The organism is Streptomyces sp. NPDC126499, assembly GCF_040302485.1.
Taxonomy (GTDB): Bacteria; Actinomycetota; Actinomycetes; order Streptomycetales; family Streptomycetaceae; genus Streptomyces.
Genome location: NZ_JBEOUO010000010.1, coordinates 286,393 through 308,966, shown reverse-complemented (window position 1 = coordinate 308,966; position 22,574 = coordinate 286,393). Strand labels below are relative to the sequence as shown.

Here is a 22,574-nt window from a genome sequence, read left to right as displayed (position 1 = left end):
GACCAGGGCTGCGAGATGGGACGTCACCGCGAGTTCACCGTCGCCACCGACATCCCGGTCTACTTCTGCGACCCGGCCAGCCCCTGGCAGCGCGGATCGAACGAGAACACCAACGGCCTGCTCCGGCAGTACTTCCCCAAGGGCACCGACCTGAGGGTCCACACCCGCGACGACCTGGACACCGTCGCCGCCGAACTCAACGGCCGCCCACGCAAAACGCTCGGCTGGGAAACCCCAGCCGAGCGCCTGCATAAACTGCTCGCGGCCTGATCAACACGACCACGTGTTGCAACGACCCCTAGAAAGCACCGTGACGTGGGGCGGGCCTTCTTCGTACCGTTTCGAACCGTCCGTACGGACTACTGCTCCTTGGCCTTCGCGGCCTTCTTCTCCTCGGCGTCCTCGATGACCGCCTCGGCGACCTGCTGCATCGACATGCGGCGGTCCATGGACGTCTTCTGGATCCAGCGGAACGCGGCGGGCTCGGTCAGCCCGTACTGCGTCTGGAGGATCGACTTGGCCCGGTCGACCAGCTTGCGGGTCTCCAGGCGCTGCGAGAGGTCGGCGACCTCCTTCTCCAGGGCGCGCAGCTCGGCGAAGCGGGAGACGGCCATCTCGATGGCCGGCACGACGTCGCTCTTGCTGAACGGCTTCACCAGATACGCCATGGCGCCGGCGTCCCGGGCGCGCTCGACGAGCTCGCGCTGCGAGAAGGCGGTGAGCATGAGGACCGGGGCGATGGACTCGCCGGCGATCTTCTCGGCCGCCGAGATGCCGTCCAGGACGGGCATCTTCACGTCAAGGATCACCAGGTCCGGCTTGTGCTCCCGGGCCAGCTCGACGGCCGTGGCCCCGTCGCCGGCCTCGCCGACGACGGTGTAGCCCTCTTCCTCCAGCATCTCTTTGAGGTCGAGACGGATGAGGGCCTCGTCCTCGGCGATGACGACGCGGGTCGTCAGCGGCGGGACGTGGGACGCGGTGGCGGCGTCGTCGTCGGCGACGGGCTGGGGCGACTCGGGGGCGGTCACGGGGGCTCCTCGTTGCGGGGCAGGTACTGCTACCTGAGCCTACCTAGGTCCTGTATGTTTGAGACACAGCAGGTTGCCACTGACCTTCGTTTCGAAGGAGCCCCGGTAGCCCAGCGGAAGAGGCGATGGTCTCAAACACCATACAGCGTGGGTTCGAATCCCACCCGGGGCACTGCACCTTCGATTCCAAGGTAGCGGGAACGCTTGGCGATCTTCACCAGCGCGTGTGAAAGATGACCGATCGGGCCACGCGGCCGGAATGAAGCAACCACGCTCGACCGCATGTACGACATGGCGACGCGCAAACGGGCGCTGTCTCTTGTAGCCCAGGGCCGCAGCCTCAATGCGGTCAGCAAGCAGACCGGGATCTCCCGAGCTGCCATCCGCAGTTGGCGGATACGCCTGGAGCCTCTGCCTCATATCGCCGCGCACGCTTCTCCCTGCCCAAGATGCCGCCCCGCACCGGGCATGCCTGACGCCATGGCCCAGTACGCCTACCTCCTCGGCCTCTACCTCGGCGACGGCTGCATCAGCGACCACCCCCGGGGCGGGCACCATCTCCGCATCGCCTGCGCCGATGCCTGGCCGGGGTTGATCGAGGCATGCCGGGAGGCGGTTCTGGCCGTACGTCCCGAAGGAAGCGTCTGCGTCCTCAGGAAGCAGGGGTGTGTCGCCGTCACCAGCTATGGCCGGCACTGGAAATGCCTTTTCCCGCAGCATGGCCCCGGCAGGAAGCACGAGCGACGCATCGTCCTCGAGGGCTGGCAGCAGGAGATCGTCAGCGCCCACCCCTGGGACTTGATCCGGGGCCTCATCCACTCCGACGGGTGCCGGATCACCAACTGGACCACCCGCCTCGTCGGCGGCGAGCGCAGGCGGTACGAGTATCCCCGGTACTTCTTCACCAACAAGTCGGACGACATCCGGCAGCTCTACACGGACACCCTCGACGCGCTGGGTGTCGAGTGGACGACGCTCAGCCGAGGTGGCGACCCGCTCAACATCTCCGTCGCCCGCAAAGCCTCCGTCGCCCTCATGGACGCCCATGTCGGCCCCAAGTACTGACCCCTCAGCCCGTCACCGGGTCCCCGATGTGGTGGACGCGGACCATGTTGGTGGAGCCCGCCACTCCCGGGGGTGAGCCGGCGGTGATGACGACGATGTCGCCCTTACGGCAGCGGCCGATGCGCAGGAGTTCCTCGTCGACCTGGGCGACCATGGCGTCGGTCGAGTCGACGTGGGGGCCGAGGAAGGTTTCGACGCCCCAGGTGAGGTTGAGCTGGGAGCGGGTGGCCGGGTCGGGGGTGAAGGCGAGGAGGGGGATCGGGGAGCGGTAGCGGGAGAGGCGTTTGACGGTGTCGCCGGACTGGGTGAAGGCGACGAGGAACTTGGCTTCGAGGAAGTCGCCGATCTCGGCGGCGGCGCGGGCGACGGCGCCGGCCTGGGTGCGGGGTTTGTTGCGTTCGGTGAGGGGTGGGAGGCCCTTGGCGAGGATGTCTTCTTCGGCGGCTTCGACGATCCGGCTCATGGTGCGGACGGTCTCGATGGGGTATTTGCCGATGCTGGTCTCGCCGGAGAGCATGACGGCGTCGGTGCCGTCGATGACGGCGTTGGCGACGTCGGAGGCTTCGGCGCGGGTGGGGCGGGAGTTGTCGATCATCGAGTCGAGCATCTGGGTGGCGACGATGACCGGCTTGGCGTTGCGCTTGGCGAGTTTGACGGCCCGCTTCTGGACGATGGGGACCTGTTCCAGGGGCATTTCGACGCCGAGGTCGCCGCGGGCGACCATGATGCCGTCGAAGGCGGCGACGATGTCGTCGATGTTGTCGACGGCCTGTGGTTTTTCGATCTTGGCGATGACGGGGACGCGTCGGTCCTCCTCGTCCATGATGCGGTGGACGTCGTCGATGTCGCGGCCGCTGCGGACGAAGGAGAGGGCGATGACGTCGACGCCGGTGCGCAGGGCCCAGCGGAGGTCGTCGACGTCCTTGTCGGAGAGGGCGGGGACGGAGACGGCGACGCCGGGGAGGTTGAGGCCCTTGTTGTCGGAGACGATGCCGCCTTCGAGGACGCGGGTGTGGACGCGGGGGCCGTCGACGGAGGTGACTTCGAGGGTGACGCGGCCGTCGTCGACGAGGATGCGTTCGCGGGGGGTGACGTCGCCGGCGAGGCCGGGGTAGGTGGTGCCGCAGTGGTGCTGGTCGCCTTCGGTGGGTTCGACGGTGATGGTGAAGTCGTCCCCGCGTTCAAGGAGTACGGGTCCTTCGCGGAATCGGCCGAGGCGGATCTTCGGGCCTTGAAGGTCGGCGAGGATGCCGACGCTGCGGCCGGTTTCGTCGGCGGCCTTGCGGACGTGCCGGTAGCGCTCCTCGTGGTCGGCGTAGTCGCCGTGGCTGAGGTTGAGGCGGGCGACGTCCATTCCGGCTTCGACCAATGCCTTGATCTGGTCGTATGTTCCGGTGGAGGGCCCAAGGGTGCAGACGATTTTTGCTCGGCGCATGAGGCGAGCCTAGGGCTTACCGGTGGGTAGCGAAGGGGCTCGGCATGACGACTCAACAACCTTCGCGTGAAAGGTTGTTGACAAGTCTTGAATCTGTGCGGTGACTTGCTCTGATGAGCGGTTTACGGGGCCGGGGCGGGGCTGTCTCACAGTGCGGGCGGGCTCATGACGAAGCGTGCGGTGACCTCGGCGGTGACGGTCTGCCGCTGCGGTTCCAGGTCGAGCGGGGCGGGTGTTTCGGCGGTCTCGGCGGCGAAGGCCATGCGCATGCCGCCGCCCATGGGGGTGGGCAGGCCGGGGCCGAGTCCGGTGTCGGAGAGTTCGAGGAGGGCCACCAGGGACGAGTCGAGGGCCTCGGCGTATTCGCGTGCCCGGCGCACGGCTTCGCGTACGGCCTGGCGGCGCGCTTGGGCGTGGGCCGGGGAGTCGGGGCGCAGGGACCACCAGGGGCCGTCGACGCGGGTCCATTCGAGGTCGGCGAGGCGGGTGACGAGTTCGCCGAGGGCGGTGACGTCGGTGAGTTCGGCGGTGAGGTGGACCCAGCCCTGGTAGCCGCGTACGCGTTCGCCGCGGCCGTGGCGGGCGGGTTCGGGGGTGACGGAGAGGGCGCCGGTCTCCAGGGCGGTGACGGCTTCTCCGTACGACGTGAGCAGGGTGATGGCCTCGGCATTGCGGGCCGTCAGGGCGGCGAGGACGTCGGAGCGGTCGGTGCCTCTGGCGCGTACGGTCACGCCGATGCGGGCGAGTTCGGGTTCGACGTCGAGGTGGGCTTCGCCGCGGACGGTGACGTGGGGCGTGTCGGGGGTGGGGTGGTGTGGTGTGGTCATGGCCGGCTCCTCCGCATTCGCGCGTCGATGTCTGTCGACGTCCGTCAACGTCCCTTGACGCCCGTTGAGTCCCTTGAGTCCCTTGAGTCCCTTGGCGTCTGTCGAACACTTTCCCACTCCGTAACCCTGGAGGGCTGTTGCGGCGGTGTGGTCTGAGCCAGAATCTACGCGCGTTGTGCGCCATGGCAGCGCTGTACACAAGGGGAGACATCACATGCCGCTGAACCGCCGGACCTTCTTGGAGGGCTCCGCCGCCGTCGGAGCCGGAGCCGCTCTCACCGCCGGGCTCGCCGCCCCGGCCGAGGCCGGCGAAGCCCGCCCCCGGCCGGCCAAGCGGTACTCGTTCACCGTGATGGGCACGACGGACCTGCACGGGAACGTCTTCAACTGGGACTACTTCACCGACAAGGAGTTCGACGACAAGGCCCACAACGACGTCGGTCTCGCCAAGATCTCGACGCTGGTGAACCAGGTGCGTGCGGAGAAGGGTGAGTGCAACACGCTCCTCATCGACGCCGGTGACACCATCCAGGGCACGCAGCTGTCGTACTACTACGCCAAGGTCGACCCGATCACCGAGGCCGGCGGCCCCGTGCATCCCATGGCGCAGGCCATGAACGCCATCGGCTACGACGCGGCCGCGCTCGGCAACCACGAGTTCAACTACGGCATCCCGGTGCTGCGGAAGTTCCAGGAGCAGTGCGACTTTCCGCTGCTCGGCGCGAACGCGCTGGACGCGAAGACGCTGCGGCCGGCCTTCCCGCCGTACAGCATGCACCGGATGCGCACCCCGCACGGCCGTGACGTGAAGGTCGCCGTGCTCGGTCTGACCAACCCGGGCATCGCGATCTGGGACAAGGCGAACGTCAGCGGCAGGATGGTGTTCCCGGGTCTGGAGGAGCAGGCGGCGAAGTGGGTGCCGAAGCTGCGTTCCATGGGTGCCGACGTGGTGATCGTGTCGGCGCATTCGGGTTCCAGCGGCACGTCCTCGTACGGTGACCAGCTGCCGTACGTCGAGAACGCGGCGGGTCTGGTCGCGGAGCAGGTGCCGGGGATCGACGCGATTCTCGTGGGGCACGCCCACACCGAGATCCCGGAGTACCGGGTGACCAACAAGGAGACGGGCAAGGACGTCGTGCTGTCCGAGCCGCTGAAGTGGGGGCAGCGGCTGACGCTCTTCGACTTCGACCTGGTGTGGGAGAAGGGGCGCTGGGTCGTCGAGAAGGTCGGTGCCCGTGTGCTGAACTCGAACACGGTGCCGGAGGATCCGGAGATCACGGGGCTGCTGGCGGACGAGCACAAGAAGGTCGTCGCGTACGTCAACCAGGTGATCGGCACGTCCACCGCGGCCATGACCACGGCGGACGCGCCGTGGAAGGACGAGCCGATCATCGACCTGATCAACGTGGTGCAGGCGGAGACGGTGAAGGCGGCGCTGGCCGGCGGGGCCTACGCGGACCTGCCGGTGCTGTCGCAGGCGTCGTGCTTCTCGCGTACGGCTCGTATTCCGGCGGGGCAGGTCACGATCCGGGACGCGGCCGCGCTCTACCCGTTCGAGAACACGCTGGAGGCGCGTCTGCTGACGGGCGCGCAGCTGAAGGACTACCTGGAGTACTCGGCGAAGTACTACGTCCGAACGCCGGCGGGCGCGCCGGTCGACACCGCGAAGCTGACGAACGCGGAGGGCACTCCGGACTACAACTACGACGCGGTGTCCGGTCTGACGTACGACATCGACATCGCCAGGCCGGTGGGTCAGCGGATCGTGAACCTGTCGTTCGAGGGCAGGCCGCTGGATCCGGCGGCGCGGTTCGTGCTCGCGGTGAACAACTACCGGGCGAGCGGCGGCGGCGCGTTCCCGCACGTCGCGGGGGCCGAGCAGCTGTGGGCGAACTCGGAGGAGATCCGCAACACCATCATCCAGTGGGTGAAGGCGAAGGGCACGGTGGATCCGGCCGTCTTCGCGTCGGTGGGCTGGAGGCTGACGCGGGACGGCGTGCCGGTGTTCTAGTCGGTCGGCGTTCTCGTCGGTCAGATGTTCTGAGTGAGAGGCGTCAGCTTCCGGTCCTGGGCCTGGCCCTGGGCCGGAATGCCCGGCGCCTCTCGCGCGTCCAGGCCGAAGGTGGTGAAGGCGGTGCGGCGGGGCAGCGGGTAGGGCTCCTTGCCGGTGAGGGAGTTGAGGATGACGGCGCTGCGCCAGGCGGCGAGGCCGAGGTCGGGGGCGCCGACGCCGTGGGTGTGCTTCTCGGCGTTCTGGACGTAGACGGAGCCGGTGACGGAGTCGTCGAGGACGAGTCGGTAGTGGGCGTCGATCCTGGCGCGGCCGGCGGAGTCGTGGCGGAGGTACGGGTCGAGTCCGGCGAGCATGCGGTCGACGGGGCGTTCGCGGTAGCCGGTGGCGAGGACGACGGCGTCGGTGGTGAGGCGGGAGCGGGTGTTCTGCTGGATGTGTTCGAGGTGGAGTTCGACCTGGGTGGTGGCGACGCGTCCCGCGGTGCGGACGCGGACGCCGGGGGTGAGGACGGCGTCGGGCCAGCCGCCGTGGAGGGTGCGGCGGTAGAGCTCGTCGTGGATGGCGGCGATGGTGTCGGCGTCGATGCCCTTGTGCAGCTGCCATTGGCGGGGGACGAGTTCGCCGCGGACGTGTTCGGGCAGGGCGTGGAAGTAGCGGGTGTAGTCGGGGGTGAAGTGCTCCAGGCCCAGTTTGGAGTACTCCATGGGTGCGAAGGCCTCGGTGCGGGCGAGCCAGTGGAGTTTCTCGGCTCCGGCGGGGCGGGCGCGGAGGAGGTCGAGGAAGACTTCGGCGCCGGACTGGCCGGAGCCGATGACGGTGACGTGTCCGGCGGCGAGCAGTCGGTCGCGGTGGGTGAGGTAGTCGGCGGAGTGGATGACGGGGACGCCGGGGGCGTCGGCGAGGGGTCTGAGGGGTTCGGGGACGTACGGTTCGGTGCCGACGCCGAGGACGACGTTGCGGGCGTAGGAGCGGCCCAGGGCCGCGGCTTCGCCGTCGGTGTCGAGCTGGGTGAAGTCGACTTCGAAGAGGCGGCGTTCGGGGTTCCAGCGGACGGAGTCGACCTGGTGGCCGAAGTGGAGGCCGGGGACGAGGCCGCTGACCCAGCGGCAGTAGGCGTCGTATTCGGCGCGTTGGATGTGGAACTTCTCGGCGAAGTAGAAGGGGAAGAGCCGGTCGCGGCTCTTGAGGTAGTTGAGGAAGGTCCAGGGGTTCGCGGGGTCGGCGAGGGTCACGAGGTCGGCGAGGAAGGGGACCTGGAGGGTGGCGCCGTCGATGAGGAGTCCGGGATGCCAGTGGAAGGCGGGGCTCTGTTCGTAGAAGGCGGTCGCGAGGCCGCCGGGGACGCCGTGGGCGAGGGCGGCGAGGGAGAGGTTGAAGGGGCCGATGCCGACGCCCACGAGGTCGTAGGGGCGGTCGGTGTCGTGCTGGGGGGTGCTGGCGGTGCCGCCGGTGCTGCCGGTCATCGGGGGGTGCTGCCTTCCACGAGGGTGATGATCTCTTCGAGGTCGCCGGGGGTGGCGTGGGGGTTGAGCAGGGTGGCCTTGAGCCACAGCCGGCCGTCGGCGGTGGCGCGGCCGAGGACGGCGCGGCCTTCGGTGAGGAGGGTGCGGCGGGTCTTGGCGACGGTGGTGTCGGGGGCGCCGTGCGGCCGGAAGAGGACGGTCGTCAGGGTGGGGCGGGCGTACAGCTCCAGGGCGGGGGTCTTCTCGACGAGGTCGGCCAGGTCGCGGGCGCGGGCCATGCAGGCGTCGACGAGTGCGCCGAGGCCGGTGCGGCCGAGGGCGCGCAGGGTGACGGCGGTCTTGACGACGTCGGGGCGGCGGGTGGTGCGCAGGGAGCGGCCGAGGAGGTCGGGGAGTCCGGCGTCGGTGTCGTCGTCGGCGTTGAGGTAGTCGGCGGTGTGGCCGAGTGGGGCGAGGTCGGTGGCGTCCTGTACGGCGAGGAGTCCGGCGGCGGCGGGCTGCCAGCCGAGTTTGTGGAGGTCGACGGTGACGGTACGGGCTCGGTCGAGGCCCGTGAGGAGGGGGCGGTGGGGGGCGCTGAACAGGACGGGGCCGCCGTAGGCGGCGTCCACGTGCAGGTCGGCGCCGTGCGTGGCGCACAGGTCGGCGATCTCGGGGAGCGGGTCGATGAGTCCGGCGTCGGTGGTGCCGGCGGTGGCGGCGACGAGGAGGGGGCCGGGGAGGTCGGTGAGGGCCTCGTCGAGGGCGACCGGGTCGATGGTGCCGTTGGGGGCGGGGACGGTGACGGGCCGGGGCAGGCCGAGGAGCCAGGCGGCGCGGTGGAAGGAGTGGTGGGCGTTGGCGCCGACGACGGCGTGGACGGTGCCGTGCCGTTCCCGGGCGAGGAGGAGGGCGAGCTGGTTGGACTCGGTGCCGCCGGTGGTGACGAGGGCGTCGGGGCGGGGTGCGGTGGGGAAGACCTCGGCGGCGAGGGCGGCGGTGACGAGGGCTTCGAGCGCGGAGGCGGCGGGGGCCTGGTCCCAGGAGTCCATCGAGGGGTTGAGCGCGGACGCGGCGAGGTCGGCGGCGACGGCGAGGGCGAGCGGCGGGGTGTGGAGGTGCGCCGCGCACAGGGGGTGGGCGGGGTCGGCGGCGCCGGCGGCGAGCGCGTGCACGACGCTCCGCAGTGCCTCGTCGGCGCCGGTGCCCTGCTCGGGCAGCGCGGGGCGGAGGCCGCGCACCTGCCCGGTGACGGCCGCCGGCCCGCCGGCGGGGAGCGGGGCGCCGCGGTGCTCGGCGCCGGCGCGGAGTGCGTCGAGGACGGTGTCCAGCAGAGACCGGAGTACGTCGGGCCCGGATACGCCTCCGGCGAGGGGTGCGGCACGCATGGACGACAGGGTGCCGGGGTTGTGGGCGGTGTGTCCGAGGAGTGCGGGGGTGTGACCCGAACGGGGGACAGGGGGGTGGGGTGGGCTGGACGGAGGGGTGGGGTGGGGTGGTGGGGTGGCCGAGCCCGGGACCGGGGACAGGCCCGGCAGGCCGGACCGGCGGAGTGCCGGGGCCGGGTCCAGGGGCCGGGCCGGGGCCGGGCGCCGGGTCTGGGTCGGGGCGCCGGTCCCGGGCCAGGGCCACGGCCCTGTGCGGGGCCCAGGTCCCCGGGCCGGGCGCCGGTCCCGGGCCAGGGTCACGGCCCTGTACGGGACCCAGGTCCCCGGGCCGCCCGGCCGGGCCACGGCCGGGCCACAGGCAGGGCCCGGGCCCGACGCCCGACCCTAGGTCCCGGGCCCGACGCCCGACCCGGGGCCCCGGTCCCGGGGCGGCCCCCTCCCCCGGGCCCCGGGCCCGTTACCCCCGTACCCGCAGGGCCCTGCGCAGGTCGTCCAGTTGGTCGACGAGCTTGCGGTGGAGGGCCGGGAGCATCGCGTCGTGGGTGAGGTGGTGGTCGCCGAGGGCCAGGGAGTCGGGGTCGATCGCGTAGGAGGGGAAGGCCCAGCGGCCCGCCGCCTCGGCGATGGCGGGGCCGCGGCGGTCGGCGAGGGCGGTGGCGGCCGGGTAGAAGCGGGCGACGTAGGGGTGGGTGAGGTCGGACTGCTCGGGCTGCCAGAAGCCCTGGGCGGTGGCCGTGAACAGGTAGTTGGACAGGTCGTCGGAGTCGAACATGGCCGACCAGGCGGCCTTCTTCGCCTCCGGGGTGGGCAGGGCGGCCCGGCAGCGGGCGGCGCCCTCCTGGCCGGTGGCGCTGGGGTCGCGGTCGAGTTCGGCGGCGATGGCGGCCTCGTCGGTGGCGCCGAGGACGGCGAGGCGGGCGAGGATGCGCCAGCGGAGCTCCGGGTCGAGCTCGGGTCCGCCGTGGACGGTGCCGTCCTCCAGCCAGGAGGCGATCTTGGCGGGGGTGGTGGCGCTGTCGATGAAGGTGCGGACGGCCGTGAGGCGCAGGCCCGGCGAGTCGCCGTCCTCGGTGCGGCGCAGCAGGTCGCGGGTGAGGGCGGTGAGGGTGGCGAGGGCGGCGGGGCGGTCGGCCTCGGGCACGTAACGGTCGGCGATCTGGGTCCGGGCGAAGGACAGCACGCCCTGGACGACGGCGAGTTCGGTCTCCTCGCCGAGGTGCGCGAGGGCGGTCTCCAGGTAGGCGGCGGGTTCCAGTTCGCCGTCGCGGACCATGTCGCGCAGCGCGTTCCAGACGACCGCGCGGGTGAGGGCGTCCGGGATGCGGGAGAGGGAGCGCAGCGCGGCCTCCTCCGACACCTCGTCGAAGCGCATCTTCGCGTAGGTGAGGTCGTCCTCGTTGAGGACGACGAGCGCCGGGCGCGGGCCGTCGAGCACGATCGGCGCCTCCTGCGGCACGTCGGCCCAGACGCGCTCGCGCGGCACCAGCTCGCCGGCCGCGTCGCGGTCGTAGACGCCGACGCGGATCCGGTGCGGCCTGCTGCCGTCGCGGTCCACGGTGAGCCGCCACTGCTTGCCCTCGCCCTCCAGGCGCGGGGTGAGGGTGTCGACGCCGGTGGTGCGCAGCCACTGCTCGGCCCAGCCGTGGACGTCGCGGTCGGTCGCGGCGGCCAGGTTGTCGATGAAGTCGGCGAGGGTGGCGTTGCCGAACTTGTGGCGCTTGAAGTGGATGTTGATGCCGGCGAGGAAGTCGTCCTCCCCCATCCAGGCGACGAGCTGGCGCAGTGCGGAGGCGCCCTTGGCGTAGGAGATGCCGTCGAAGTTGAGGAGCGCGGACGCGGTGTCGGGGACGGCGTCCGGGTCGGGTGCGACGGGGTGGGTGGAGGGCCGCTGGTCGGCCTCGTAGCCCCAGGACTTGCGGGTGACGCCGAAGTCGATCCAGGTGTCGGCGAAGCGGTCGGCGCAGGCCTCGTTGACCGTCTGGAAGCCCATGTACTCGGCGAAGGACTCGTTGAGCCAGATGTCGTCCCACCAGCGCAGGGTGACGAGGTCGCCGAACCACATGTGGGCCATCTCGTGGGCGATGACCATGGCGCGGGTCATCCGCTCGGTGTCGGTGACGGCGGAGCGGAAGACGAACTCGTCGCGGAAGGTGACGAGTCCGGGGTTCTCCATGGCGCCCGCGTTGAACTCGGGGACGAAGGCCTGGTCGTACGAGTCGAAGGGGTACGGCTCGTCGAACTTCTCGTGGTAGCGGTCGTAGCAGGCCTTGGTGACGTCGAGGATCTCGTCGGCGTCGGCGTCGAGGTGGGGGGCGAGGGAGCGGCGGCAGTGGATGCCGAAGGGCAGGCCGGCGTGTTCGGTGCGGACGGAGTGCCAGGGTCCGGCGGCGACGCAGACGAAGTAGGTGGAGAGCAGGGGGGTGGGGGCGGCCTTCCAGCGGCCGTCGGGCTGCTGTTCGGTGATGCCGTTGGCGAGGACGGTCCAGCCGTCGGGTGCGGTGACGGAGACCTCGAAGACGGCCTTGAGGTCGGGCTGGTCGAAGGCGGCGAAGACGCGCTGGACGTCCTCCATGAACAGCTGGGTGTAGACGTACGTCTCGCCGTCGGTGGGGTCGGTGAAGCGGTGCATGCCCTCGCCGGTGCGCGAGTAGCGCATGGTGGTGCTGACGCGGAGGGTGTGCTCGCCCTCGGTGAGGGTGAGCGGGAGCCGGTTGTCGTGCAGGGCCGTGGTGTCGAGCGGCTCTCCGTCGAGGACGGCGGAGTGGAGGGTTTCCGGCTTGAGCTCGACGAAGGTGTCCCCGGCGGCGCGGGCGGTGAAGCGGATGAGACTGGTGGACTCGAAGGTCTCGTCGCCGGTGGTGAGGTCGAGGCCCACGGTGTAGTGGTGGACGTCGAGGAGCTGGGCACGGGTCTGCGCTTCGTCGCGCGTCAGTACGGACATGGGCCCATGCTGCCCGATGCCCTGCGGCCCCGGGAGGGGGGTGCGGGATTACGCGGGAAGCGATACGGCTCCGCCAGGGGCGCGGCCGCAGGGGGCTCATGCTCGGCGCGAGGCTCAGGCCCGGTGCGGCAGGCGGCTCAGGCCCGGCCCGTACCGTCCAGGTGCGCGAAGGCGGCGGTGATGCGGGGGCGGTCGTAGCCGGCGGGGCCCCGGGCGCCGCTGGAGAGCAGGGCGTGCAGCAGCAGCCGGGCCTTGGCGGGCGGGAGGGGTCCGGCCGGGATCAGGCCGCGGTGCAGCAGGTCGGACTCGGAGCCGGGGCCGCGGTAGGTGTGGGAGAGGGTGGCGCCGGCGCCCGTGCGGGAGGCGAGGACGACGGGCATGCGCGTGGTGAGGGCGGCGAGCGGGTCGACGAGCCAGGCGGGCGCGTGTCCGGCGCCGAAGGCGGCGACGACCAGGCCGTCGTACCGCTCGGCGACGGTCTCCAGGAGTTCGCCGCGGTCGCCGACGGAGAGGGTGAGCAGGGCGACCCGGAGGGAGGGGTCGAAGTGGAGCGGGCAGAGCCGGGTGGGGACGGCCGGGCGGAGCAGGATGCGCGGCCGGCCCTCGACGACGGCGCCGAGGGGGCCGGCTCCGGGTGAGGTGAAGGTGGCCACGGAGGTGGTGTGGGACTTCCGGGCGAAGCGGGCGGCGTGGATCTCGTCGGCGAGGACGACCAGGACGCCGAGGTTCCGGCAGCCGGGGTCGGCGGCGACGGCGAGGGCGGCGGCCAGGTTGGCGGGGCCGTCGGCGCCGGGCAGGTCGGGGCGGCGCATGGCGCCGGTGACGACGATTGGCTGCTCGGTGGTGCACAGCAGGTCGAGGAGGAAGGCGGTCTCCTCCAGGGTGTCGGTGCCCTGGACGACGACCACGCCGGAGCCGGCGGCGACCGTTTCGGTGACCTCGGCGGCGAGGGCGGTGAGGTCCTCGAAGGAGAGGGAGGAGCTGGGGACGCGGCGGAAGTCGCGGAGCTCGACGTCCAGGCCGGAGGGAGCGGCGGGGGCGCCGGTGGGCGCGGGGGCGACGCCGAGTCCGGCGAGCACCTCCGTGCCGGTCATGCGGGCCGCGTCACCGCCCCGCGCGGAGATCGTCCCCCCGAGGGTGAAGACGGTGACGCGGGCCATCAGCGTGCTCCGTCCGTCAGCGCTGTGTCCGCGACCGCCGCGTCCGTCCCGACCGTCGCCTCCGTCCCGGCTGCCGCCTCGGCGACCGTTCCGTCCGCGACCGTTCCGTCCGAGGCCGCCGCGTCCGGGACCGTTCCGTCGGCGATCGTCTCGTGGTGGCGGATGACCTCCGCGATGATGAAGTTCAGCAGCTTCTCCGCGAACGCCGGGTCCAGTCTCGCGCTCTCCGCGAGTTCCCGCAGCCGGGCGATCTGGCGGGCCTCGCGGGCCGGGTCGGCGGGCGGCAGGTGGTGCTTGGCCTTGAGGACGCCGACCTGCTGGGTGCACTTGAAGCGCTCGGCGAGCATGTGGACCACCGCCGCGTCGATGTTGTCGATGCTCTCGCGCAGTCGGGTCAGCTCGGCCCGTACGGACTCGTCGATCTCGCTCATGACCAGCGAGCCTATCCGGATCCGGTGACGATCGTCGGCGGGTGTTCGGGATCCGGAACGGTGTGGCTCCAGCCGCCCGGCACGCTCCTGCCCTGCTGTTCGCGGAAGCGGATGGGGGCGGTGCCGACCCGGCGGGTGAAGAGCCGGGAGAAGTAGGCGGGGTCGTCGTAGCCGACGCGGCGGGCGACGGCGGCGACCGGCAGGTCGGTGCCGGCGAGGAGTTCCTTGGCGCGGCCGAGGCGGACGGTCAGGAGGTAGTCCTTGGGGCTGCAGCCGGCCGCGCGGCGGACGGCGGTGCGCAGTTCGGCGGCGGTCATGCCGTGCCGGGCGGCGTGTTCGGCGACGGTCAGCCGGCTGAAGGCGTCGCGGGCCAGGGCGGCGAGGACGGGGTCGCCGTCGGCGTTGGTGTCGGCGCGGGCCCGGCGCAGGGCGACGAGGAGTTCGTGGACGGCGGCGCCGGTCTCGACCTCCAGGAGGGGGTTGCCGGGGCGGGCGGCGCGGGCGATGCGGGCGATGGCGGCGCGGGCGGGGGCCGCGTCGGAGAGGGGGACGACGGGCCGGTCGGGTTCGATGTAGCCGAGTTCGGTGTAGGTGGCGGTGGCGGGTCCGGAGAAGTCGACGAAGGACTCGTCCCAGCCGGTGCCGGGGTCGGCGGAGTAGTGGTGCGGTACGCCGGGGGTGAGCCAGATCAGGGCGGGCGCGGTGACGGTGGTGCGGCGGCCGTCGGGTCCCCGGTACCAGCCGCCGCCGGAGCTGACGACGACGGCGACGTGGTGGTCGAGGGTGCGCGGGCCGACGGTGGGCAGGGCGCCGTGCTGGAGTCCGACGCCGAGGCAGACCAGGCCCAGGCGGTGGTGGACGGGCCCGGGCGTGAAGTAGCGCATCCAGGTGTGATACACGGCGCGACCGCCTCCCCGACCTCGATCTGACTCGTACTGAACGTCCAAACCGCCACGATCTTTGTCCATGGACCGGTCCGCCGCCAGAGGTGAGGGTGAGGCGCATGAGCGAGTTCAGCCAATTCGTGGTGGGTGACGAGGACTTTCTTCTCGACGGCAGGCCGGTGCGGCTGCTGTCGGGGGCGCTGCACTACTTCCGGGTGCACGAGGAGCAGTGGGACCACCGGCTCGGGATGCTGCGGGCGATGGGCCTCAACTGTGTCGAGACGTACGTGCCGTGGAACCTGTACGAGCCGGAGCCGGGCCGGTACGGGGACGTGGGGGCGCTCGGCCGGTTCCTGGACGCGGTGGCGCGGGCCGGGATGTGGGCGATCGTGCGGCCGGGACCGTACATCTGCGCCGAGTGGGAGAACGGCGGGCTTCCGCACTGGCTGACGGGGCGGCTCGGGCGGCGGGTGCGGACGGAGGACGAGGAGTACCTGGGGCACGTGGAGCGCTGGTTCCGCCGGCTGCTTCCGCAGGTGGTGGAGCGGCAGATCGGGCGGGGCGGCCCGGTGGTGATGGTGCAGGTGGAGAACGAGTACGGCAGTTACGGCACGGACGCGGGGTATCTGCGGCGCATGGCGGACCTGCTGGTGGCGTGCGGGGTGGAGGTGCCGCTGTTCACCTCGGACGGCCCGGAGGACCACATGCTGACGGGCGGTTCGGTGCCGGGGGTGCTCGCGACGGCGAACTTCGGGTCGGGGGCGCGCGAGGCGTTCGGCGTGCTGCGCCGGCACCGGCCGACGGGGCCGCTGATGTGCATGGAGTTCTGGTGCGGCTGGTTCGACCACTGGGGGCGGGAGCACGTGGGGCGGGACGCGGCGGACGCGGCGGCGGCGCTGCGGGAGATCCTGGAGTGCGGGGCGTCGGTCAACGTGTACATGGCGCACGGCGGGACGAACTTCGCCGGGTGGGCGGGGGCGAACCGGGCGGGGCGGCTGCACGGGGGCGCGCTGCGGCCGACGGTGACCTCGTACGACTATGACGCGCCGGTCGACGAGGCGGGGCTGCCGACGGAGAAGTTCTGGCTCTTCCGCGAGGTGCTCGCCGCGTACGCGGAGGGGCCGCTGCCGGAGGTTCCGGAGCCGCCGGCGCGGATCGGGGCGCCGGCGGCGGGCGCGGTGGACGGCTGGGCGCCGCTCGCTGAGGTCCTCGAGGTGCTCGGCGACGAGGAGCGGAGTGCGCCGCTGCCGCCGACCTTCGAGGAGCTGGGCGTGGACCGGGGCCTGGTCCGCTACCGGATGGAGGTGCCGGGGCCGCGGCAGCCGTACCCGCTGGCGGTGTCGGGGCTGCGGGACCGGGCGACGGTGTACGTGGACGGGGTCCTGGCCGGGGTCCTCGACACGGAGGAGGCGGAGCTGGCGGAGCCGGTGGCCGGGCCGGCGGTGGTGGAGCTGTGGGTGGAGTCGCTGGGCCGGGTCAACTACGGGCCGCGGCTGGCCGAGGCGAAGGGCGTCACGGGCGGGGTGCGGCACGAGCGGCAGTATCTGCACGGCGTACGGGCGCGGGGCCTGCGGCTGGACGCGTTCGAGGCGGAGGCGGTGGCGAAGGTGCCGTGCGGTCCCGTGTCCGGCGACGCGGGGCCGGGGCTCTACCGGGGCACGGTGGCGGTCCCCTCCCCCGGTGACGCGGCGCTGCGCCTGCCGGGCTGGACCCGCGGCTTCGTGTGGGTCAACGGCTTCTGCCTGGGGCGCTACTGGAGCACGGGCCCACAGGAGTCGCTGTTCGTGCCGGGCCCGGTGCTGCGGGAGGGCGCGAACGAGGTGTGGGTGCTTGAGCTGGAGGGCGGGGCGGGGGACGCGATGGAACTGGCGTGAGCGGCGAGGTGCCCGGGGCCGGCCGGCCCCGGGCACCTGGTACCGCTCTCGCGGTCAGAGCGTCGCCGCGGCCGACTTGATCGCGGCGGCGAAGGTCGAGACCTCGGTGTAGACGCCGGGGTAGCCCGGGCGGGCGCAGCCCTCGCCCCAGCTCACGATGCCGACCTGGATCCAGGCGCCGGCGTTGTCCTTGCGGAACATGGGGCCGCCGGAGTCGCCCTGGCAGGTGTCGACGCCGCCCTGGTTGTAGCCGGCGCAGATCTCCTCGCCGGGGACGAGGGAGCTGCCGTAGGCGGACTGGCAGTCGGCGTCGGAGACGAACGGGACGGTCGCCTTGCGCAGGTACCGCTGCTGCGAGCCGCCCTCGCGGGTGGCGCCCCAGCCGGCGACGGAGAAGGTGCCGCTGTTGTACGCGGTGGTCTCGGCGATCTTCAGGTTGGGCAGGCTGGTGATGGGCGAGGCGAGCTTGACGAGGGCCCAGTCCTTGCCCTGCCCGTTGTAGCCGGGGGCCTGGTAGACCTTGGTCGACCGGACCTTGATGGCGCTGCTGGACTGGAGGTCCACGACTCCGGCGGTGGCGGTGATGCTGGTGTTGTTGCCGGAGCCGCTCACGCAGTGCGCCGCGGTGAGGACGATCTGAGGGGTGATCAGGGAGCCGCCGCAGCCCATGGAGAGCCTGACCATCCAGGGGAACTCGCCCTGGGCGGCGCGGGTGCCGCCGACGACCGGCGCGGGGGCGGCCGAGGCGGTGGTGGTGGGCTGGAGGCTGACGGCGGCGAGGACGACCGCGCCGGCCGCGGCGAGTTTCTGCAGTGCGCGAACCAGTCTGTTCTTCTTCATACGAGACGGCCTTCTTTCATGGGGGGTTGACCTTGATGGCATGCGCCCGTCAAGACTTGGTCCGGATTATGGGGAGCGCCCAACGGGGGTCACAAGGAGGCCTTTTCGGCCAGACGGGGGACGCGGGACGGCACCCGTACCCTGTCGTACGGGGGGTGGTCCGGTATGGCGCACAGCGATGAAGTCTTCCGGGTCGTCCGCGGTTTCCCGCACCTCGACACGGTTCGCGCCTCGATCGCCGCGCTCTACCGGCGCCTGTCCCCCGATGGCGTACGCCGCTACGACACCAGCGTTCCGGCCGCGGACGTGGCCGTGGACGCGGCCCTGGACGCGGCCGTGGACGACAGCGACGACGGCCCGCGCCTCGGTGCCCAGCGCGCCGCCCGCGCCCTCGTCCGCCATCTGCGGCTTCCCGACGCCCGGGTGGTCGTGGGCTTTCGCGCCATGGAGCACGCGGCGAGCGTGGAGCTGACGGCGGGTCCGGAGTACTGCGTCGAGCTGAACGACCGCTTCCGCACCCACCGCCGCGACATCGGCGCCGCCCTCGCCCACGAGGTCACCCATGTGCTGCTGCACCGCCTGGGGCTCGCCTTCCCCACGACCGCCGAGAACGAGATCCTGACGGACGTCGTCACCACGTACCTCGGCGCGGGCTGGCTGCTCCTGGACGCCTTCCGGCAGGACGGCGTGTCCGGGCAGAAGCTCGGCTATCTGACGCCGGAGGAGTTCGGCTACGTGCTGGCCAAGCGGGCCGAGGCGTTCGGCGAGGACCCCTCGCCGTGGTTCACCAGCGCGGTGGCGTACGAGGCGTGGGTGCGCGGCCGGGAGGAGGCCGCCCGCGACTGGCGGCGTCCGCCGCTCGCCGGCGCCGGCTGGGCCGCGCGGCGGCGCGCCCGGGGCACGGCGGACGGCGTCTTCCCCTGCCCGGTGTGCGGGCAACGGCTGCGGATGGGGCGGGCGCCGGGGAAGGGGCCGGCGCCGGGGCGGCGGGTGAAGGCGCGGTGCGGGGTGTGCCGGACGGTCCTGGAGTGCGCACCGTAACGACGCGCCGTGGAATGCATTTGCGCCATTCGTGCCGTTCGGGTGAGGCTCGGCGCATGAGCAAGGTGTTCGACGCGCTCGTGGACGGGGACGACGACGGGCTGGTCCGGGCCCTGCGGGAGGGGGCCGATCCGGAGGCCCGGGAGCACGGGGAGACCCCGCTGTACCGCGCGGCCGTCGCGAACCGTCCCGTCGCGGTGCGGGTGCTGCTGGCCGCCGGGGCCGATCCGGGGCGCGCGAGCGGCGAGGACGACGGGGACCTGCCGCTGTGCGGGGCGGCGTGCGGCGGCCACGCCGAGGTCGTGCGGGCGCTGCTCGCGGCGGGCGCGGAGCCGGACCAGGAGGAGGCGTACGGGTTCACCGCCCTGGCCTGGGCGGTGCGGCTCGGGCACACCGAGGTGGTGCGGGCGCTCCTGGAGGCGGGCGCCGATCCCGACCGGCCGGGCCCCGACGGGCTCGCCCCGCTGACCGCAGCCGCGCGCCGCGGCTCCGCCTCCGCCGTCCGCGCCCTGCTCGACCACGGTGCCGGCCGCGACCGCGCCGTCCTCCAGGAGGCACTGGCCGAGGCCCGGCGGTGGATCGGCGCCGACATGGCGGCGGTGCTGCGGCGCGGGCTCGTGGAGAGCGGCGGCGCCGGGGACACGTACGAGGCGGTGGTGCGGCGGGTGCCGGAGGACGGCGGCGTGACCGTGGTCGTCGAGCTGCTGCGCGAGGACGGCGCGCCGAGCCGCGGCGACGAACGCCAGACGAGCCACGCCGCCATCGCCACCCTCCTGGAGGCGGCCCTCGGAATCCGCGTCCCACCTGAGGAACTGGCCGACCGCGCGCTGCGCTGCGGCGCGTCCGACCGGGACGACTGGCTGACGGCGGTCACCGCCCTCGCCGACCGCGCCGACGAGACGGCCCTCACCACCGCCACCGCCTGGTGTGCGAGCCCTGATCCCCTCCGCCGCGCCCTGGGCACCCGCGTCCTCGCCGCCCTGCCGCCGACCCTCCGCCCGAGCGCGGTCCCGGTCCTGCGCCGCCTGGCCCGGGAGGTGTCCGAGACGGTGGCCGTGCCCCCGGGGGACGACCTTCGGCCGGAGGTGAGTGCGGGTGGCCATGCGGCGGGCGGCCCGGGGCTGGGCGCGGCTTCGGCCGCCGCCGATGGGCACACCGCGAACGACCCTCGGCCGGAAGGGGGCGCGGGAGGCCATGCGGCCGACGGCCCGGGGCTGGGCGCGGCTTCGGGCGGGCCTGCCGGTGGCGGCCCGCGCGCAGGGACGGCTGAGGGCGAACCGGCATCGAGCAGCCCCCGACCGCACGAAGCCCCGGGCAGGCCCGCAGCGGACGGCCCCCGCCCCGGCGGCGGCCTGCCCTCGGCGAACCCGCCCGGGCACGGCACCCCGTCTCCCGTCACAGACGAACCCGCCTCGCACGGGCACCGCACGGAGGAGCCGATGGGCGGGCCGTTCCCGGCGGGCGGCCCGCGGCGCCAGGGCGCCGCGCCCCCCGGTGGGCCCGGCGTCCCGCCGCGCCCCGCGACGCCAGGCGCCGAGCGTGAGCTCGTGCTCGCCGTCGTCTTCGCGCTCGGGGAGTGCGGAGACCCGCGGGTGGTGCCCGAGTTGCTGCGGTTCGCCGGGCATCCCGAGGCCGAGGTGCGGCGGCAGGTGGCCGCGTCGCTGACCGGGCTGGTGCCTCCGGGGGACGGGGAGGCCGTGGCGGTCCTGGTCGGGTTGAGCCGGGACCACGATCCCCGGGTCAGGGACTGGGCGACCCTCGCGCTCGCCGAGCTTCCCGTGGACACGCCCGTCGTGCGCGAGGCGCTCGCCGCCCGGCTGGGCGATCCGGACCCTGATGCCGCCGCCGAGGCCGCTCGGGGTCTGGCGATCCGTCAGGATCCGCGGGCCGTCGAGGCGCTGGCGCGGATCCTCGCCGACGGGGATCCCGAGGGCGCGCCGCGCGAGACGGCCCTGGCCGCCCTCGAACACGTACGGGATCCGCGGATCAGGACCCGTCTGGAGTGGACGACGCCACGGTGCCGCTGACGCGTACCGGCCGTGCAGCCGACTCACACGCCCGCCATGGTGCCGCTGACGCGTACCGGCCGTGCAGCCGACTCGCACGCCCGCCGCGCTGCCGCTGACGCGTACCGGCCGTGCAGCCGACTCACACGCCCGCCATGGTGCCGCTGACGCCTACCGGCCGTGCAGCCGACTCACACGCCCGCCATGGTGCCGCTGACGCCTACCGGCCGGACGGCCGACTCGCACGCGTCGCGCCGCACAGCCCCACCTCCCCCCTCCCCCAGGGGAGTACGACGGCGAGTGGACCGGCGAGGGCCGGCTACGAAGCCCCGTACACCGGGTGGGGCGGCTGCGACTGTGACAGCAGCTTCAGGGCCGTCTCGCCCGCCTCGGCGGGGGTGTGGCGGCTGCCCTTGTCGGCGGTGGGGCCGGGGCGCCAGCCCTCCATCACGGTGAGGCGGCCGCCCTCCGCCTCGAAGACGCGGCCGGTGACACCGGCCGAGGCGGCCGAGCCCAGCCAGACCACCAGCGGCGAGACGTCCTCGGGGAGCGCGGCGAGGTCCGCGAAGGTGTGTTCGGTCATCCGGGTCCTGGCGGCCGGGGCGATGGCGTTGACCTGCACCCCGTAGCGGCCCAGCTCGGCCGCCGCGACCAGGGTGAGGGCGACGATCCCGGCCTTGGCGGCCGCGTAGTTGCCCTGGCCGACGCTGCCGAGCAGACCCGCGCCGGAGGTGGTGTTGACCACCCGGGCGGTGACCGGGCGGCCCGCTTTCGCCTCGGCTCGCCAGTGCGCGGCGGCGTTCCGCAGCGGCAGGAAGTGGCCCTTCACATGGACGCGCAGGACGGCGTCGAAGTCGTCCTCGTCGAGGTTGACGAGCATCCGGTCGCGCAGGAAGCCGGCGTTGTTGACGAGGGTGTCGAGGCGTCCGTACGTGTCGAGGGCGGTGCGTACGAGGGAGGCGGCGCCCTCCTCGGTGGCGATGTCGCCGCCGTGGGCGACGGCCTCGCCGCCGGCGGCGCGGATCTCGTCGACGACCCGGGCGGCGGGGCTGCCGGGGCCGGGGCGGCCGTCGAGGCCGACGCCGAGGTCGTTCACGACGACCCGGGCGCCCTCGGCGGCGAAGGCGAGCGCGTGGGCGCGGCCGAGGCCGCGGCCGGCGCCGGTCACGACGACCACTCGTTCGTCACACAGTCCCATGTCGGTTCTCCTCGGGGTCGGTCGGTCCGGGGCGGATCGGTTGGCGGTCGGTCGGTTCGCGGTCGGCCGGGCCGGAGTCGGCCGGTTCGCGGTCGGCCGGGCCGGAGTCGGTCGGTTCGCGATCGGTCAGGTCGCGGTCGGTCGGTTCGCGGGCGGCCGGGCCGGAGTCGGTCGGTCCGCGGTCGGCCGGGTCGCGGTCGGCGCCGGCCGGTTCGGGCTTGTTCGCGGTCGCGGCGTCCAGGAATGCGGGGCGTTCCCCGCCGCCGTGGACGAGGAGGGAGGCTCCGGAGACGTAGGCGGCGCGGTCGGAGGCGAGGAAGACGGCGGCGTCGCCGATCTCGTCCGGTTCGGCGAGCCGGCCCAGGGGCACGGTGCGGCCGACGGCGGCGATTCCCTCGGCGTCGCCGTAGTGCAGGCGGGACAGCTCCGTCCTGACCATGCCGAGGACGAGGGTGTTGACGCGGACCTCGGGGGCCCATTCGACGGCCATGGTGCGGGCGAGGTTCTCCAGGCCGGCCTTGGCGGCGCCGTAGGCGGCGGTGCCCGGGGAGGGGCGGGTGCCGCTGACGCTGCCGATCATGAGGACGGAGCCGCGGGTGGCGCGCAGGGCTGGGTGGGCGGCGAGGGAGAGCGCGAGCGGGGCGGTGAGGTTCAGCTCCAGGATCCTGGCGTGCCGTTCGGGCCCGCCGTCGTCGAGGAGGCGGTACGGGGTGCCGCCGGCGTTGTTGACGAGGGTGTCGAGCCGGCCGTACCGCTCGGCGATCCGGGCGACGAGGTCCGTCGCCTCGTCGGGGCGCCGCAGGTCGACGGCCTCGAAGACGGCCGCGCGGCCGGCGCCCGTGACCGGCCGGTCCGGGGGTCTGCGGGCGCAGACGACGACCTCGGCCCCGGCGCGCAGGAAGGCGCGGGCGATGCCCGCGCCGACCCCGCGGGTTCCGCCGGTGACGACGGCGACCCTCCCGTCCAGCTCCATCGGCTGCTACCTTCCTCCCAGCGTGAC

Annotated in this window: 16 protein-coding genes, 1 tRNA gene and 2 pseudogenes; 7 read left to right on the top strand and 12 right to left on the bottom strand. The window is 73.1% G+C overall.

The features are described from left to right. The coding region (locus tag ABTZ91_RS18085; protein ID WP_352078145.1) for an IS30 family transposase at positions 1-270 on the top strand (270 nt) is incomplete at its 5' end. Between the two features lie 89 nt (positions 271-359). On the opposite strand, the gene ABTZ91_RS18080 is transcribed toward ABTZ91_RS18085, so the two are convergent. After that, a complete protein-coding gene (locus ABTZ91_RS18080; protein ID WP_345489405.1) occupies positions 360-1,028 on the bottom strand; it encodes a response regulator in 669 nt (222 codons plus the stop codon). A gap of 99 nt (positions 1,029-1,127) precedes the next feature. On the opposite strand from ABTZ91_RS18080, the gene ABTZ91_RS18075 reads away from it, so the two are divergent. After that, a tRNA-Leu gene (locus ABTZ91_RS18075) sits at positions 1,128-1,200 on the top strand. A gap of 110 nt (positions 1,201-1,310) precedes the next feature. After that, complete coding sequence (locus tag ABTZ91_RS18070; protein ID WP_352078144.1) at positions 1,311-2,093, top strand: helix-turn-helix domain-containing protein; 783 nt, start codon at positions 1,311-1,313, stop codon at positions 2,091-2,093. Between the two features lie 4 nt (positions 2,094-2,097). On the opposite strand, the gene pyk is transcribed toward ABTZ91_RS18070, so the two are convergent. Then, entirely contained in the window at positions 2,098-3,528 is a 1,431-nt protein-coding gene (gene pyk / locus ABTZ91_RS18065) for a pyruvate kinase (RefSeq protein WP_352078143.1), read from the bottom strand. A 146-nt stretch (positions 3,529-3,674) separates the two neighbouring features. Beyond that, positions 3,675-4,355 (bottom strand): SIMPL domain-containing protein, encoded by a 681-nt coding sequence (locus ABTZ91_RS18060; RefSeq protein ID WP_352078142.1) that lies wholly within the window; start codon positions 4,353-4,355, stop codon positions 3,675-3,677. A gap of 214 nt (positions 4,356-4,569) precedes the next feature. Between ABTZ91_RS18060 and ABTZ91_RS18055 the strand changes: the two genes are divergently transcribed. After that, positions 4,570-6,366, top strand: coding sequence for a 5'-nucleotidase C-terminal domain-containing protein (locus tag ABTZ91_RS18055; RefSeq protein ID WP_352078141.1), 1,797 nt, complete (start codon positions 4,570-4,572; stop codon positions 6,364-6,366). A gap of 20 nt (positions 6,367-6,386) precedes the next feature. On the opposite strand, the gene ABTZ91_RS18050 is transcribed toward ABTZ91_RS18055, so the two are convergent. The 6 genes and pseudogenes from ABTZ91_RS18050 to ABTZ91_RS18025 form a co-directional block, all read right to left on the bottom strand. Beyond that, on the bottom strand, positions 6,387-7,832 hold the full coding sequence (locus ABTZ91_RS18050; protein ID WP_352078140.1) for a SidA/IucD/PvdA family monooxygenase: 1,446 nt from the start codon (positions 7,830-7,832) through the stop codon (positions 6,387-6,389). Next, on the bottom strand, positions 7,829-9,199 hold the full coding sequence (locus ABTZ91_RS18045) for an aminotransferase class V-fold PLP-dependent enzyme (RefSeq protein WP_352078139.1): 1,371 nt from the start codon (positions 9,197-9,199) through the stop codon (positions 7,829-7,831). The genes ABTZ91_RS18050 and ABTZ91_RS18045 overlap by 4 nt, the downstream gene beginning before the upstream one ends. Before the next feature lie 457 nt (positions 9,200-9,656). Then, the gene (gene pepN / locus ABTZ91_RS18040) at positions 9,657-12,140 is read right to left on the bottom strand and encodes an aminopeptidase N (RefSeq protein WP_352078138.1); all 2,484 of its coding nucleotides are present in this window, start codon (positions 12,138-12,140) and stop codon (positions 9,657-9,659) included. Positions 12,141-12,277: 137 nt separating this feature from the next. Beyond that, positions 12,278-13,300 carry an asparaginase gene (locus ABTZ91_RS18035; RefSeq protein WP_352078137.1) on the bottom strand — a complete coding sequence of 341 codons (1,023 nt, stop codon included), beginning with the start codon at positions 13,298-13,300 and terminating at the stop codon, positions 12,278-12,280. A gap of 116 nt (positions 13,301-13,416) precedes the next feature. Further along, positions 13,417-13,731 (bottom strand): annotated as a pseudogene (locus tag ABTZ91_RS18030) (chorismate mutase); the annotation flags it as partial. A gap of 11 nt (positions 13,732-13,742) precedes the next feature. Further along, positions 13,743-14,630 (bottom strand): AraC family transcriptional regulator, encoded by an 888-nt coding sequence (locus tag ABTZ91_RS18025; protein WP_352078135.1) that lies wholly within the window; start codon positions 14,628-14,630, stop codon positions 13,743-13,745. A gap of 104 nt (positions 14,631-14,734) precedes the next feature. Between ABTZ91_RS18025 and ABTZ91_RS18020 the strand changes: the two genes are divergently transcribed. After that, positions 14,735-16,489, top strand: coding sequence for a beta-galactosidase family protein (locus ABTZ91_RS18020; RefSeq protein ID WP_352078134.1), 1,755 nt, complete (start codon positions 14,735-14,737; stop codon positions 16,487-16,489). A gap of 54 nt (positions 16,490-16,543) precedes the next feature. Here ABTZ91_RS18020 and ABTZ91_RS18015 read toward each other — a convergent pair whose 3' ends face one another. After that, on the bottom strand, positions 16,544-17,329 hold the full coding sequence (locus ABTZ91_RS18015; RefSeq protein ID WP_352078133.1) for a serine protease: 786 nt from the start codon (positions 17,327-17,329) through the stop codon (positions 16,544-16,546). Positions 17,330-17,494: 165 nt separating this feature from the next. Between ABTZ91_RS18015 and ABTZ91_RS18010 the strand changes: the two genes are divergently transcribed. Together ABTZ91_RS18010 and ABTZ91_RS18005 are read left to right on the top strand one after the other, a co-directional pair. Beyond that, positions 17,495-18,370, top strand: a complete 876-nt coding sequence (locus ABTZ91_RS18010; RefSeq protein ID WP_352078132.1) for a hypothetical protein — start codon at positions 17,495-17,497, stop codon at positions 18,368-18,370. Positions 18,371-18,426: 56 nt separating this feature from the next. Continuing rightward, positions 18,427-20,397, top strand: coding sequence for an ankyrin repeat domain-containing protein (locus ABTZ91_RS18005; RefSeq protein ID WP_352078131.1), 1,971 nt, complete (start codon positions 18,427-18,429; stop codon positions 20,395-20,397). A gap of 298 nt (positions 20,398-20,695) precedes the next feature. Here ABTZ91_RS18005 and ABTZ91_RS18000 read toward each other — a convergent pair whose 3' ends face one another. Both ABTZ91_RS18000 and ABTZ91_RS17995 read right to left on the bottom strand, forming a co-directional pair. Next, complete coding sequence (locus ABTZ91_RS18000) at positions 20,696-21,574, bottom strand: SDR family oxidoreductase (protein WP_352078130.1); 879 nt, start codon at positions 21,572-21,574, stop codon at positions 20,696-20,698. 220 nt (positions 21,575-21,794) lie between these two features. Further along, positions 21,795-22,547 (bottom strand): annotated as a pseudogene (locus ABTZ91_RS17995) (SDR family oxidoreductase); the annotation flags it as partial. Positions 22,548-22,574 lie beyond the last annotated feature (27 nt).

Excerpts from the sequence above, each read along its gene's own strand:
- ABTZ91_RS18060 (WP_352078142.1), bottom strand. The coding sequence starts at position 4,355 with ATGACCACACCACACCACCCCACCCCCGACACGCCCCACGTCACCGTC.
- pepN (WP_352078138.1), bottom strand. The coding sequence starts at position 12,140 with ATGTCCGTACTGACGCGCGACGAAGCGCAGACCCGTGCCCAGCTCCTC.
- ABTZ91_RS18045 (WP_352078139.1), bottom strand. The coding sequence starts at position 9,199 with ATGCGTGCCGCACCCCTCGCCGGAGGCGTATCCGGGCCCGACGTACTC.
- ABTZ91_RS18005 (WP_352078131.1), top strand. The coding sequence starts at position 18,427 with ATGAGCAAGGTGTTCGACGCGCTCGTGGACGGGGACGACGACGGGCTG.
- ABTZ91_RS18015 (WP_352078133.1), bottom strand. The coding sequence starts at position 17,329 with ATGAAGAAGAACAGACTGGTTCGCGCACTGCAGAAACTCGCCGCGGCC.
- pyk (WP_352078143.1), bottom strand. The coding sequence starts at position 3,528 with ATGCGCCGAGCAAAAATCGTCTGCACCCTTGGGCCCTCCACCGGAACA.
- ABTZ91_RS18010 (WP_352078132.1), top strand. The coding sequence starts at position 17,495 with ATGGCGCACAGCGATGAAGTCTTCCGGGTCGTCCGCGGTTTCCCGCAC.
- ABTZ91_RS18050 (WP_352078140.1), bottom strand. The coding sequence starts at position 7,832 with ATGACCGGCAGCACCGGCGGCACCGCCAGCACCCCCCAGCACGACACC.
- ABTZ91_RS18000 (WP_352078130.1), bottom strand. The coding sequence starts at position 21,574 with ATGGGACTGTGTGACGAACGAGTGGTCGTCGTGACCGGCGCCGGCCGC.
- ABTZ91_RS18070 (WP_352078144.1), top strand. The coding sequence starts at position 1,311 with ATGTACGACATGGCGACGCGCAAACGGGCGCTGTCTCTTGTAGCCCAG.
- ABTZ91_RS18055 (WP_352078141.1), top strand. The coding sequence starts at position 4,570 with ATGCCGCTGAACCGCCGGACCTTCTTGGAGGGCTCCGCCGCCGTCGGA.
- ABTZ91_RS18035 (WP_352078137.1), bottom strand. The coding sequence starts at position 13,300 with ATGGCCCGCGTCACCGTCTTCACCCTCGGGGGGACGATCTCCGCGCGG.
- ABTZ91_RS18020 (WP_352078134.1), top strand. The coding sequence starts at position 14,735 with ATGAGCGAGTTCAGCCAATTCGTGGTGGGTGACGAGGACTTTCTTCTC.